At 70.5% G+C, this 13723-nt stretch carries 11 protein-coding genes; 9 read left to right on the forward strand and 2 right to left on the reverse strand.

Annotated elements, in window-relative coordinates; genetic code table 11:
* Positions 1-80: 80 nt before the first annotated feature.
* The 8 genes from K3N28_RS07315 (at position 81) to K3N28_RS07350 (ending at position 10485) form a co-directional block, all read left to right on the forward strand.
* The gene (locus K3N28_RS07315) at positions 81-1175 is read left to right on the forward strand and encodes a Gfo/Idh/MocA family protein (protein WP_228091828.1); all 1095 of its coding nucleotides are present in this window, start codon (positions 81-83) and stop codon (positions 1173-1175) included.
* Positions 1172-2659, forward strand: a complete 1488-nt coding sequence (locus K3N28_RS07320; protein ID WP_228091829.1) for a sugar ABC transporter ATP-binding protein — start codon at positions 1172-1174, stop codon at positions 2657-2659. Before K3N28_RS07315 ends, K3N28_RS07320 begins: the two co-directional genes overlap by 4 nt.
* Complete coding sequence (locus K3N28_RS07325) at positions 2656-3654, forward strand: ABC transporter permease (RefSeq protein ID WP_228091830.1); 999 nt, start codon at positions 2656-2658, stop codon at positions 3652-3654. The genes K3N28_RS07320 and K3N28_RS07325 overlap by 4 nt, the downstream gene beginning before the upstream one ends.
* Positions 3654-4658 carry an ABC transporter permease gene (locus K3N28_RS07330; RefSeq protein ID WP_228091831.1) on the forward strand — a complete coding sequence of 335 codons (1005 nt, stop codon included), beginning with the start codon at positions 3654-3656 and terminating at the stop codon, positions 4656-4658. The genes K3N28_RS07325 and K3N28_RS07330 overlap by 1 nt, the downstream gene beginning before the upstream one ends.
* Before the next feature lie 16 nt (positions 4659-4674).
* On the forward strand, positions 4675-5874 hold the full coding sequence (locus K3N28_RS07335) for a substrate-binding domain-containing protein (protein ID WP_228091832.1): 1200 nt from the start codon (positions 4675-4677) through the stop codon (positions 5872-5874).
* Positions 5871-6716 (forward strand): sugar phosphate isomerase/epimerase, encoded by an 846-nt coding sequence (locus K3N28_RS07340; protein ID WP_228091833.1) that lies wholly within the window; start codon positions 5871-5873, stop codon positions 6714-6716. Before K3N28_RS07335 ends, K3N28_RS07340 begins: the two co-directional genes overlap by 4 nt.
* Positions 6709-7710: a sugar phosphate isomerase/epimerase gene (locus K3N28_RS07345; RefSeq protein ID WP_228091834.1), complete on the forward strand. Its 1002-nt coding sequence runs from the start codon at positions 6709-6711 to the stop codon at positions 7708-7710. The genes K3N28_RS07340 and K3N28_RS07345 overlap by 8 nt, the downstream gene beginning before the upstream one ends.
* 591 nt (positions 7711-8301) lie before the next feature.
* Positions 8302-10485 (forward strand): HNH endonuclease signature motif containing protein, encoded by a 2184-nt coding sequence (locus K3N28_RS07350; protein WP_228091835.1) that lies wholly within the window; start codon positions 8302-8304, stop codon positions 10483-10485.
* Here K3N28_RS07350 and K3N28_RS07355 read toward each other — a convergent pair.
* A complete protein-coding gene (locus tag K3N28_RS07355) occupies positions 10482-11237 on the reverse strand; it encodes an SDR family NAD(P)-dependent oxidoreductase (RefSeq protein ID WP_228091836.1) in 756 nt (251 codons plus the stop codon). The two genes, K3N28_RS07350 and K3N28_RS07355, sit on opposite strands and share 4 nt — an antisense overlap.
* An 85-nt stretch (positions 11238-11322) precedes the next feature.
* Between K3N28_RS07355 and K3N28_RS07360 the strand changes: the two genes are divergently transcribed.
* A complete protein-coding gene (locus K3N28_RS07360; protein ID WP_228091837.1) occupies positions 11323-11916 on the forward strand; it encodes a TetR/AcrR family transcriptional regulator in 594 nt (197 codons plus the stop codon).
* A gap of 445 nt (positions 11917-12361) precedes the next feature.
* On the opposite strand, the gene K3N28_RS07365 is transcribed toward K3N28_RS07360, so the two are convergent.
* Entirely contained in the window at positions 12362-13723 is a 1362-nt protein-coding gene (locus K3N28_RS07365) for a permease prefix domain 1-containing protein (RefSeq protein ID WP_228091838.1), read from the reverse strand.

A 13723-nucleotide genomic window follows, 5' to 3' on the forward strand; every position in this document is an offset into this window, starting at 1 on the left:
CTGGAGGGTAGACGTAACTGTTTCATAACGCAGTCAACTTTTGCTTGTGTTCTGTCATAAGTCTGTCTTACTGTCGTCATATGGCCCACGTCACGATCACTCGAGCGACCTACCGCGCCGCGATAGTCGGCACCGGCTTCATGGGGCGCGTCCACTCCCACGCCATCGCGGTGGCCGGGGGTTCGGTCGCGGGGATCATCGGGTCGAGCCCCGAGCGGGCCCGCGAGGCCGCCCCCGCCCTCCGGGCCGAGGCCGTGTTCGACGACGTGGAGGCCGCGCTCGACGCCGCCGACGTCGTCCACGTCTGCACCCCCAACCACCTCCACGCCCCGATCGCCTTGGCCGCCATCGCGGCCGGGAAGCACGTCGTCTGCGAGAAGCCCCTCGCCACCGACCCCGACACCGCCCGCGCCATGACCGAGGCCGCCGCCGAGGCGGGCGTGGTGGCGACAGTGCCGTTCGTCTACCGCTTCCACCCGATGGTCCGCGAGGCCCGCGCCCGCGTGGCCGCCGGCCGCGTCGGCCGCCTCACCCTCGCCCACGGCTCCTACCTCCAGGACTGGCTCCTGCGCCCCGGCGACGACAACTGGCGCGTCGACGCCGACAAGGGCGGCGCGCTCCGGGCCTTCGGCGACATCGGCTCCCACTGGTGCGACCTGCTCGAATTCGTCACCGGGGACCGCATCACCGCCGTCTCCGCCCAGCTCGCGCGGGCCAACCCGCGCCGCGCCGGACGCGACGTCTCCACTGAGGACATGGTGACGCTCCAGTTCGCCACCGCGGGCGGCATGATCGGCTCCACCGTCGTCAGCCAGGTCTCCGCCGGGCGCAAGAACCGGCTCCTGCTGGAGATCTCCGGCACCGAGGCCACCCTCGCGTTCGACCAGGAGCAGCCCGAGACGCTCTGGGTCGGCGGCCGCGACCAGAACGCCCTCCTCATGCGCGACCCCGAGAACCTCGGCCCCGAGGCCGCCCGCCTCGCCCGCGTCCCCGGCGGACACGCCCAGGGCTACCAGGACTGCTTCAACGCCTTCGTCGAGGACACCCGCGCCGCCATCGCCGGGGACGCCCCCGACGGCCTCCCGGTGTTCGCCGACGGGCTGCGCGCCGCGAACCTCGCCGACGCCGTCGCCCGCTCCGCGAGCACCCGCGACTGGGTGGAGGTCCCGCGATGACCGCCACCGCGGCGCTCACCATGCGCGGCATCGACAAGGCCTTCCACGGCATCCCGGTGCTCTCCTCAGTGGACCTCACCGTGGAGCAGGGTGAAGTCCACGCCCTGGTGGGGGAGAACGGCGCGGGCAAGTCCACCTTGATGAAGATCCTCGCCGGCGTGCACACCGCCGACGCCGGCACCATCGAGCTGGGCGGCCGCGCCGTCTCCTTCACCCACCCCGTCCAGGCCCAGAACGCCGGGATCGCCACGGTCTTCCAGGAGTTCAACCTCCTGCCCGAGCTCAGCGTCGCCGAGAACGTCCACCTCGGACGCGAACCCCGGCGGGGCGGGCGGATCGACCGCCGCGCCATGGCCGACCGGACCGCGCAGGTGCTCGCCGACCTCGGCGTCGAGGACCTCGCCCCGACCGCGAAGGTCGGGTCCCTGTCGGTCGCGCACCAGCAGATCACCGAGATCGCCAAGGCCCTCTCCCAGGGCGCCGACCTCATCTGCATGGACGAGCCGACCGCCGCGCTCGCCGACGCCGAGGTCGCGCTGCTCTACCGGCTCGTCGAGCGCCTGCGCGAACGCGGCGTCTCGGTCCTCTACGTCTCCCACCGGCTCCGCGAGATCTTCGACCTCTGCGACCGGATCACCATCCTCAAGGACGGCCGCCTGGTCGACAGCGTCGACACCGCCGACATCACCCCCGACGAACTCGTCACCAAGATGGTCGGCCGCCGCATCGAAGCCCAGTTCCCCGAACGCCTCCCGGGCACCGAGACCGGCGACGTGCGCCTCCGGATCACCGCGGGCGGCAACGACTACGTCGACGGCATCGACCTCGACGTGCACGCCGGGGAGATCGTCGGCCTGGCCGGGCTCCAGGGCTCGGGCCGCACCGAGATCGCCGAGGCCGTCTTCGGCATCACGCCGTTCACCCGCGGCTCGATCGCCGTCGACGGCCGCCCGGTGCGGATCACCCGCCCCCGCAAGGCCATCGCCTCCGGGATCGCGCTCGTCACCGAGGACCGCAAGGCCCAGGGGCTGGCGCTGCACCAGTCGGTGCGGGCCAACGCCCGCATGGTCCTCGATGCGAACCGCAGCGTCCACTCCCGGCAGCGCCTCGCGCGCATCCGCGGCATCCTCTCCAGCCTCGACCTCGTCTCGCGCGGCGACGACCAGGAGGTCCAGTTCCTCTCCGGCGGCAACCAGCAGAAGGTCGTCGTCGCCAAGTGGCTCGCGGCCGAACCCGGGGTGATCGTCCTCGACGAGCCCACGCGCGGGATCGACGTGGGCGCCAAGCACAAGCTGTACTCGGTGATCCGCTCGCTCGCCGCCGACGGCCTCGCGGTGCTCCTCATCGCCTCCGAACTCATCGAGGTGATCGGCCTGGCCGACCGGATCGTGGTCCTCCACGACGGGCGCATCGCCGGCGAGCTGCCTTCGGGCGCCACCGAGCAGGACGTCATGGCGTACGCCACCGGGAGGCGGACGGCATGAGGACCCTCAACACCACCGCCCTCAGCTCAACGGCCATGATCTACCTGGCGCTCGCCGGGGTCCTCGCCGTCGGCGGCGCGGCCGTCGCCCTCGACGGCGGGAACCTGTTCGCCACCGCGAACCTCGTCGACATGCTCACCCGCACCAGCCTCACCGGGTTCCTCGCCATCGGCATGACCCTGGTGATCCTGTGCCGGTCCCTCGACCTCTCCGTCGGCTACACCGCGGCCCTCTCCAGCCTGGTCGCCGCGACCACGATGGACGGCCAGGCCGCCAACATCCCGCTGGCGATCGGCGCGGTCCTCCTCGTCGCCGGCCTCATCGGCGCGGCCAACGGCGCGATCATCGCGTTCCTCAAGGTGAACCCGTTCATCGCGACCCTCGGCACCGGCCTGATCATCAAGGGCTACCTGGACACCGAGTACAAGGGCCCGGCCGGTGACGTGCCCGCCGCGTTCCAGCAGTTCGGGTACACCCGGATCGCGTTCGTGCCGGTCTCGGCGCTCGTGATGCTCGCCGTCGCGGGCGCGGCGATCTGGTACCTGCGCTCCACGCGCACCGGCCACCACATGTACGCCGTCGGCGGCGACATCGACGTCGCCCGCATGTCCGGCATCCGCACCACCCGCGTCCTGCTCACCGCCCACGTCCTGTGCGGCATGGCCGCCGGGGTCGCCGGGCTGCTCCTGGCGGCCCGCTTCGGCACCGGCTCGGCCGAGGCCTACACGAACCTGTACGAGCTCGACGCGATCGCCGCGGTCGTCCTCGGCGGCACGCTCCTCCTCGGCGGCAAGGGCGGCGTCGCCGGCACGGTCGCCGGCGTGGCGATCCTGGCCGTGCTCGACACCGTGTTCAACGTGATGCAGATCGACCCGTTCGCCAAGGACGTGCTGCGCGGCGTGGTCATCATCGCCGCCGTCGCCCTCTACGCCCGCCGCCAGCTCGACCGCACCGCCCGAAGACCGCGCTTCGCAATCAGTGAAGGGAGGGCGTGATGCAGCGCCTCCGCTCCGCCGCCGCAGCGCTCTTCGGGGGCGGCACCGGCACCGTCTTCGCCCTGCTCATCGTGATCCTCGCCGGGATCTTCGCGATGAACCCGGGCTTCTTCGAGGGCCCCTCGCTCATGGCCTTCCTCAAGCAGGCCGCGCCGCTGGTGATCCTCGCGGCCGGGCAGTACTTCGTGATCGTCTCGGGGAACTTCGACCTCTCCGTGGGCGCCCTCGTCGGCGCGCAGGTCGTGATCGCCGCCCGCCTCATCGACGGCGAGGAGTCCCGCACGGTCCCCGTGCTGCTGGTGATGCTCGCCTTCGGCCTCACCGTGGGGCTTGTGAACGGCCTCATCACCACCGTCCTGAAGGTCCAGTCGTTCATCACCACGCTCGGGATGCTCCTGGTCCTCTACGGGGCGATCCGGCTGTGGACCGGCGGCGCGCCCACCGGCGCGCTCTCCGAGGCCTTCCGCAAGGTCGGCCGGCACGGCATCGACGACGTGCCGCTCGTCGGCCAGATCCCGTGGGCGCTGCTCGTCATGCTCGCCGTCGGGGCGGGCGCGATCCTGCTCATGCGCACCCGCTTCGGCCGCATCGTCATGGCCACCGGCGACAACGACCTCGCCGCGGCGCTCTCGGGCGCCCGCGTCGCCACCGTCCGCACCGCCGCGTTCGTCCTCTCAGGACTCTCGGCGACGATCGCCGGGGTCCTCATCGGCGGCTTCGCCGGGGTCAGCGCCCAAGTCGGCGAAGGCCTCGAGTTCACCGTCATCACCGAGGTCGTCCTCGGCGGCGTCGCGCTCGGCGGCGGCCGCGGCACGGCCCTCGCCGCCATGGCCGGCGCCCTCGCGATCGAGGCCCTGTTCACGCTCTTCAACCAGATGGCGCTCCCCGCGACGCTCCGGCCCACCGTGCAGGGCGCCATCATCATCGCCGCCGTCGCCTACGCGGCCCGGCAGCGGACCCGTCCCGCCGCCGTCACCGCACCAGCAACCGTCAGTCCCTCATGAGAAGAAGGTCCGCACCATGCAGACAACGCGCCTAGCCTTCGCTTCGGCCGCCGCCCTCGGGCTGCTGCTCGCGACCGGCTGCACCACCGACGCACCGACCGAGTCCCAGGACGACGCCACCTCCGGAGCCCCCTCGGGCGACGAGTGGTTCGTCCAGGCCGAATACGACGAACAGCTCGCCCAGCGCGACATCGAACCCGAAGGCGACCCGAGCCAGCCGTGGCTCCAGGCCATCGAACCCGAGTGGATCGACACCAGCCAGTACGCCCGCGAGGGCGGCGACGCCACGGTGTGCTTCTCGAACGCCTCGGTCTCCAACCCCTGGCGCGTCACCGGCTGGATCACCATGCAGGAGCAGGTGAAGGTCCTCCAGGAGGCCGGCGAGATCGGCGAGTTCCGCCACTCCGACGCCGGTGACGACGACGACCAGCAGATCTCCGACATCCAGGCGTTCGTCGACTCCGGCGAATGCGACGCGCTGATCATCTCGCCCTCGACCACCGCGACGCTCACGCCCGCCGTCGAGACCGCCTGCGCCTCGGGCATTCCGGTGATCGTCTTCGACCGCGGCGTCAACACCGACTGCGCCACCACGTTCATCCACCCGATCGGCGGCTACGCCTACGGGGCCGACGCCGCCGAGTTCCTCGTCGAGAACCTCGAACCGGGCTCCACGGTCCTCGCGCTGCGCATCCTGCCCGGCGTGGACGTGCTCGAACACCGCTGGGCCGCCGCCCAGGAGATCTTCGGCGACTCCGAACTGGAGATCCTCGGCAACGAGTTCACCGGCGGCGACGCCGCCGAGATCAAGAACATCGTCACCCAGTACCTCCAGCGCGGCGACGTGGACGGCATCTGGATGGACGCCGGGGACGGCGCCGTCGCCGCCATCGAGGCGTTCGAGGACGCCGGCAAGCCCTACCCGGTCATGGCCGGCGAGGACGAGCTGTCGTTCATGCGCAAGTGGGAGGAGACCGGCATGACCGCGATCGCGCCCGTCTACTCCAACTTCCAGTGGCGCACGCCGGTCCTGGCCGCCACGATGATCCTCAACGGCGAGCAGGTCCCGGCCGAGTGGGTCCTCCCGCAGGACCCGATCACCGAGGCCGAGCTCGCCGACTACCTGGAGCGCAACGCCGACATGCCCTCGCTGCACTACGCCAAGTTCGGCGGCGAGGACCTGCCCGGCTTCCCCGACGCCTGGCGGGACCGTTGAGCCGGAAGGTAGGAGTCAACACCTGGGTCTGGGCCTCGCCGCTCGACGACGAGGCCCTGGCCCGGCTCGCGGTCCGCGTCCGCGAGTGGGGGTTCGACGCGATCGAGCTCCCGGTCGAGGCGCCCGGCGACTGGGACCCCGAACGCGCCGCCGAGCTCCTCGAGGGACTCGGGCTCGACGCCACCGTGGTCCTGGTGATGGGCCCGGGCCGCGAACTCGTCGACGCCCCGGGCGCGACGGTGGCCGAGACGCAGGACTACCTGCGGCGCGTCGTGGACGCCGCCGCCGCCGTGGGCTCGCCCGTCATCGCCGGTCCCGCGTACGCCTCGGTCGGCCGCACCTGGCGGATCGAGGACCGCGCGGCGGCGTACCGGGAGCTGCGGGCCAACCTCCGGCCCGTCGCCGAGTACGCCGCCGAACGCGGCGTGACGGTGGCCGTCGAACCGCTCAACCGTTACGAGACCAGCCTGATCAACACCGTCGACCAGGCGCTGGAAGCGCTCGACGGCCTCGCCGGGGCCGCGCTGGCGCTGGACGTCTACCACATGAACATCGAGGAGACGGACCTCGCGGCGGCGATCGGGCGGGCCGCCGGGCGCATCGGCCACGTCCAGGTGAGTGCGAACGACCGCGGCGCGCCGGGCCGCGACCACCTGCCGTGGCCGGCGATCCTGCGTGCTCTGGACGAGGCCGGGTACCCCGGTCCTCTGGTGATCGAGTCGTTCACCGCGCACAATGCGACCATCGCGACGGCCGCCTCCATCTGGCGGCCGCTCGCGCCGACCCAGGACGCCATCGCCGTCGACGGCCTGGCCTTCTTGAGGAGCCTCATCGATGCCTAGACCAGTCACGCTGTTCACCGGCCAGTGGGCCGACCTGCCGTTCGAGGAGGTGTGCCGCCTGGCCTCCGGGTGGGGCTACGACGGCCTCGAAGTCGCCTGCTGGGGCGACCACCTCGACGTGCGCCGCGCCGCCGAGGACGACGACTACGTCGCCGAGCGGAAGGCGATCCTCGAATCGCACGGCCTGGGCCTGTGGGCGATCTCGAACCACCTGGTCGGCCAGGCGGTCTGCGACGACCCGATCGACGACCGGCACAAGGCGATCGTGCCCGCCCACGTGTGGGGCGACGGCGACCCCGAAGGGGTGCGGCGGCGGGCCGCCGAGGAGATGCGGACGACCGCCCGCGCGGCGGCGAAGCTCGGCGTCGACACCGTCGTGGGCTTCACCGGCTCGGCGGTGTGGAAGTACGTGGCGATGTTCCCGCCCGTCGCGGAGTCGGTGATCGAGGCGGGCTACGACGACTTCGCGGCGCGCTGGAACCCGATCCTCGACGTCTTCGACGAGGTCGGCGTCCGCTTCGCGCACGAGGTGCACCCCTCCGAGATCGCCTACGACTACTGGTCGACGCACCGGGCGCTCGAAGCGGTCGGGCACCGGACCGCGTTCGGCCTCAACTGGGATCCGAGCCACATGGTGTGGCAGGACATCGACCCGGCCGCGTTCCTGTGGGACTTCCGGGACCGGATCTACCACGTGGACTGCAAGGACACCCGCAAGCGCTTCGACGGCCGCAACGGGCGGCTCTCCTCGCACCTGCCGTGGGGCGACCCGCGGCGCGGCTGGGACTTCGTGTCCACCGGCCACGGCGACGTGCCGTGGGAGGACTGCTTCCGGGTCCTGGGCCGGATCGGCTACGCGGGGCCGATCTCGATCGAGTGGGAGGACGCGGGCATGGACCGCCTGCGCGGCGCGGCCGAGGCCGTCGAGTTCGTGCGGGGCTTGAACTTCGATCCGCCGCAGGCGTCGTTCGACTCGGCCTTCGGATCCGAATAGGACAAAGGCCCGGGTCGCGGACGCGACCCGGGCGCTCTTCGGTCGGGGCCGCTGCCGTGCGCCGCGGTCCTTGCGAGTGGCGGCGAGGGGTCTGCCGCGGTAGGGGAGGCGGGCGGTCGCCGGGGTCGCGCCGGGTTGGCGTTCGGGCGGGCGGCGACGAGGTGGGCGTGGGCTTCGGTCGGGTTTCGGCTGCCTGGTTCGTGTCGGTCCCGCTTCAGGCGAGCGGTGACGACGAGGCTGGAGAACTCCTCGGTTCGGTTTCGGCTGCCCGGTTCGTCTCGATCCCGGTTCAGTGGGGCAGCGACGACGAGGGCGGAGGGGCCTCGGTCGGATTTCGGTTGCCTGGCCCGCGTCGATCCCGGTTCAGGCGAGCGGTGACGACGAGGTGCGCGCGCGGGTGGACTGATCGGCAGCCGTCCGCTTCTAATCTCACGGCGGCACAGGCAGTTCAGGTCATGTCGCGAACCGTCCTCATAGAACTTTCACCCCTCTGGGCGATGCGGATTCGTAACCGGACTGTCACTATTGACATAGGACGAGTCACTGAAAAACCGACAGGCATTCGAGCATAGGTAAGGGAGGCGGACCCTGATGGCAACCAGTACCGTCGAAGCCCTCGACGTTCAGCTCGCGTCCCCTCTTCATTCCGTGTCAGGGTCCACTTCTCGTGCCCAGATGACGCGGGCACTCCTGGATGACACCGCTGCTCTCGTGAACGGCGCTTACGCCACCGCCCTGCGGATTGTGATCGACGCCTTCGAACACCGGGTGCATCGCGAGGCCGACGGGTTCTCGGCGCAGCGGGACTGGTTGGTCTCGACCTTCGATTTCACCTGCTCGGCGGCCGGTGAGATCGCGGTGATCGCGAAGTACGCGAACAAGTTCAGCGTGCTGGCCGAGGCGGCCCTGACCGGGTACGCCCGGATCGACCAGGTCGCGTACGCGGTCCGCTCCCTGGCGAAAACCGCCGCTAGCGCCCTGTTCGCCCGCACCCCCTTCCGTACTCCTGTGGCGTCTCCGTTCGACTGCGACACGGTTTGCGCGAGCCCGGAGGAACTGGTGGTCGAGTATGCCGCTCACGCCCCTTACCGGGTCCTCAAACGGCACTTGGCCGAACTGCACGCCAACCTCGTTGAAGAGGCCGAACTCCTGGATGCACTCGGGGAGGAGTCCCTTCAGCGGCTCGAGGTGCAGGGACTGGGGGAGGGCGGCATGTGGGTCGTCTCAGGGCTGCTGTCGGCCACTACCGGGATGCTTCTTGACAAGTACTTGAAGACCGCCGTGCCCCCGCCCCGCAAGGAGGAGGCGGACGCCGAGGGGGTCCTGCCCCCGCAGGCGACTCGCAATGCCGAAGCCCTCCACCAGCTGCTCGCCGGCTACGGGTCCGCTCCTGAGGCCGTCACCCGGCATGGGCACACGGTGACGCTGAACCTGACCGTCGACATCGAGACGTTGCAGGGAAACGACACCGGCCGCACCTCGCTGCTGGAGAGCCGGCCGATCTCCCTTGCCAGGGCTCGGTTCCTCGCTTGTGAGGGCGTGGTGGTCCCGAGCGTGTTCGACTACGCCACCGGGGAGGCCATCGAACTCGGTCGGGCACGGCGTCTGCCCAACACGGCCCTGCGTCGGAAACTCGAACTCGAGCAGCCCGAGGGTTGCGCTTGGGCCGGGTGCGGGCGTCCGGTCGCCTGGACCGAGGCCCACCACGTCCGGCACTGGGCCGACGGCGGAAAGACCGTGGCGGAGAACCTGATCTTGCTGTGCCGGTTCCACCATGGCCGCGTCCACACCGCGGGCTGGAGTGTCACCAAGACCGCGCCCGGGCGGGCGTCGATCGTTCACCATGAGGGCCACGAAGTGAGCGAGGACCAGGGCGGGGCGTGCGGGGCAGGGTGCGCGGACTGGCGCACCGACGCCGACATGGACACCCTGTTCGAAGACGACGCGAAGAGCTGCTTCCCGACTGGGCTGTACCCCACCGAATGGTCCGAGGCCATGACTCCGCATCTGGCCGCGGTCACCGAGCAGGTGAAGGAAGCCCGTCGATACTTCGCCTTCGGTGGCAGTGCCGCCGCATACGACGCCCGCGGCCTCAATACCCACGACACCGGCCACGCGAATGATGACGGTGACGCCGGTGAGAATCGCGGTGGCGATGGCGAGGATGGCGGGGCCGCCATGAGGGCTTATCGAGTCCCGGACACGAACCCGCCTCCGATCTATGGGGAGCGATCTTCCGCCGAGGATCTGATCCCGTTCTTACCCCGCCCGCCGGGACCGTGGAACCCGGCGGGGAGTGAAGCAGCGACCACGAACCGCCGAGACGGGCCGCGGCTGCTGCATAGGCCTGCGCCCGTAACGGACACAAGTCTTTTCCCTTGCCCGCCAGCGGTACCGCCGAAAGCCGGTCAGGGACCCCGCTCCGCCCGCCGGGTTGTCGGTGCCCGCTCGGACCTTGATCACCACAGACCGGCCGGCCGAAGAGGGACCGGATCCTGCCGCCCGCCCCATTGTCGCCACCGCTTGAACCGCCACCGCACCGCGACACGGAAGTCGACGCACTCACCCGGCCTCCGCGCACCCATATGGCCCGCCGATCGAACACCGACTCTCATCGAAGATGAAGCTGTGAAGCGACTCGGCTCCTGCGCTCGCCAAGTGATCGGTGACGTTCGCGTACTGAACGCCCGTTCTCCAACGGTTCGCAGAGCTTCCCGTGGCGCCCCGGTGGAACGAGCTCACGGGAAACCCTGCAAACCGGTCGAAGCGGTCTAGAGGTCGGAGCCGCCGGTCGCGTCGATGACCTGTCCGGTGGTCCATCGGCCCGCCTCTGAGGCCAGGAACAGGACTGGGCCGGTCACGTCTTCCGGCAGGCCGACCCGGCCGAGTGCGGCCCGGGCTGCGGCTGCTGCCTGCGCCTCAGCGTTGCCGCGCAGCCAAGAGGCATTGATGTCGGTGTCGATGATGCCCGGAGCGACCGTGTTCACCGTGATCCCGCGGGGCCCGAGTTCCGCGGCGAGGGCGAGCGTGAAGGCGTCGACTGCGCCCTTGGTCATGGCGTATGCGATGCCTTCGGGGAAGGCGATGCGGGTGACGCCGGAACCGATGTTGACGATGCGGCCGCCGTCGGGAATGAGCTCCAGTGCCCTGCGCGTGACGAAGAACAGCGACTTCGTGTTGACGGCGAAGGCGCGGTCGTAGTCCGCCTCACTGACGCCGCCGATGCCACCGTAGGCGTTGACGCCGGCGTTGTTGACGAGGATGTCGAGCGGGTCCCCGCCCAGTTCGATAGCGAGTGCGTCGATGAGGGCATCGGCCGCGCCGGGTTCGGCGAGGTCGGCTTGGACGGTGAAGGCGGCGCCTCCTTCGGATTCGATCGCAGCGACCGTCTCCTTGGCGGCCTGAGCGCTCGCGCTGTAGTGAACGGCGACGCGCGCCCCGGCCCCGGCCAGCCCGACGGCGATGGCGCGGCCGATGCCCCTGCTGGCGCCGGTGACGAGAGCGGTCTTTCCCGAGAGGGGGAACATGGCGATTCCTTTCTTGAGTGATCGATCAATAATCTGACCGACATGAGGTTACCAGATTCTTGAGCGATCGCTATATAATGGGGTGGTGACCAGAGGAAGGCCCAGGTCGTTCGACCGAGACGCAGCTCTTGACAAGGCCCTGCGCGTGTTCTGGCGGTACGGCTACGAGCCCGCCTCCATCGCCGCGCTCACTGATGGGATGGGCATCCGACCGGCCAGCCTCTACGCCGCCTTCGGCGACAAGCGGCGGCTCTTCAGTGAGGCGGTGACCCGCTACCAGGCCACCTATGGTGCCTTCGTAGGCGTGGCACTCGCCGAAGAGCCCACCGCCCGCGGCGCGATTGAGCGGATGCTCCACGAGATCGCCGTCAACTACACCGATCCGAGCCAACCGCCCGGGTGCCTGATCATCTCCGGCGCGATCAATCACGGACCCGACGCCGCCGAGGTCGAGGACGAGCTGCGGGCGATTCGGGCCCGGTCGCGAGCGGCCGTGGCAGAGCGCCTCCGCCAGGGCGTCGCGAACCGGGAGCTTCCCGAAGACGCCGACATCGACGCACTCGCCGATTTCATCGCGGCCGTAGTTCGGGGCATGTCGCGCTCCGCCCAGGACGGCGCGACCGCCGAAGAGCTCCGCGCGGTCGCCGACCTGGCCATGAACGCCCTGCCTCGACGGTGACCGAGTCGGAGATCTGAGCGCCCCGTGCTGTGGTGGTGCTTCGTTCGCGCAGTGCCCGATGTCAGTTGAGGATGCCGCAGGCCTTGTCGTGGCCGCCCGTGGCAGTCGGGATGCCGTAGGCCTTGTCGGCTGCCCGGCTGCCCGGCTGCGGCCGGGTGGCCTCAGGCTTTGTCGGTGGCCCGGTGGCCCGGTGGCCCGGTGGCCCGGTGGCCCGGTGGCCCGGTGGCCCGGTGGCCCGGTGGCCCGGTGGCCCGGTGGCCCGGCTGAGACCGCGTGCAACCTCCTCGGCGTGAACCTTCCGCTCCTGCAGTGGCGCCGCCCGCCCGCCGCGCCCGGAGCCTCGTGATGCTCGGGCCGACGGATCCACCGCTTGCGAATCATGCAGACGCCCCGCCGGCGCCGACCTCGACGAATCCGAGGTCGGCGCCGACGGAGGGCGTTACGGCTAAGCGAAGGCGAACAGCGGCGGGAAGACCAGGACCACGGTCCAGGCCCACGCGGCGTACACCGGCACGTAGTCGGTCTGCCAGCGTTCCAGTAGTGCGAACCGCTTGCGGCCCTTGATGACCGAGAAGTACAGCCAGGCGGTCCAGGCGAGGTTGACGAACAGGATCAGGTTCTCGCCGAGCGCCGCGCTCTTGTTGGGCGTGAAGCCCCACTCGGTGATGCGGCCGGTGATCGCGATGAGCACCAGGACGTCGATGAGCAGGGCGCTCACGACGAGGGCGAGCTGCATCCAGTCGAAGATCCCGGCGGGCTTGCCGGGGTCGCGGGCCGAGATCGAGTAGAGCACCAGGCCGAGCACGACCACCAGGAGCAGGTCGAACAGGATGAGCATGTCCCGTTCGACGTCGATGGCATTGGTGGTCACGGCGATCGCGATGAGGACGGCCACCAGCGTCACGGCGAACAGCGGCGTGAACACCCGGGTGAGCACCGGGGCCATGTTCTCGATGACGCCCTGCTTGGCCTCCACGAGCCACGCGGCGACGATGACGGCCGCGGCGGCGCCGCAGGGGAGCAGCCATTCGCTGATGAACACCTCGGCGTCGATGCCGATGGCGCTGAACGTGCCGACGGTGACCCCGGTGAGCACGCCGCCGCCGAGGGCGATGAGCACGAAGTAGATGAACCACTCGCCGGTGAAGCGGATGAAGTCCATGCGCTTCGAGCCCGAGCGCCAGTCGCCGGCGGCGTAGGCGAGGCCGACGACGAGCCACAGCGCCAGCGGCAGGTGGAGCGCGCTGAGCACGATCGACTGCGAGTCGTCGTCCAGCCGGTACGCGTTCGCGCCGACCGCGCCGAGGACGAAGAGCAGGGCGAGCACGACCCCGGTACCGGTCCCGACGCGCCGCCGCCACGCGAAGTAGGCCGTGAGCGGCGCGAGGGCGAACAGGCCCGCGTTGCGGGCGTAGAAGGCCTGGTCCTGGTCGAGGTCGAGGCCGAACAGGGTCGGGAGTTTCACGGCGAGGGCGGCGAGGGCCGCGCAGACGACCATGGCGAGCAGGTCGCGGCGGCGCTCGGCCTCGGCGGGCGCGTCGGGGGTGAGCACGAGCTGCTTCCACAGCCGGTCGGAGTGCTCGCGGGCGAACTCGCGGGAGAGCTCGTCCATGCGGCCCATTCGCTTGACGGCGATGAGGAAGGCCTCGTCGGGGCGCAGGCCGGTCTCGGTGAGGTCGCCCACGCGCTCGCGCAGGTGGTCCTCGAGTTCGTCCACATCGGAGCCGTGGATGGCGCGGCGGCGGAGCATGTAGGTCCGCCATTCGGCGATCTGGGCTTCCAGATCGGTGTCGTTCTCCGTGGTCAT

The sequence above is a fragment of the Glycomyces sp. TRM65418 genome (assembly GCF_019710475.1).
Classification (GTDB): Bacteria; Actinomycetota; Actinomycetes; order Mycobacteriales; family Micromonosporaceae; genus Glycomyces.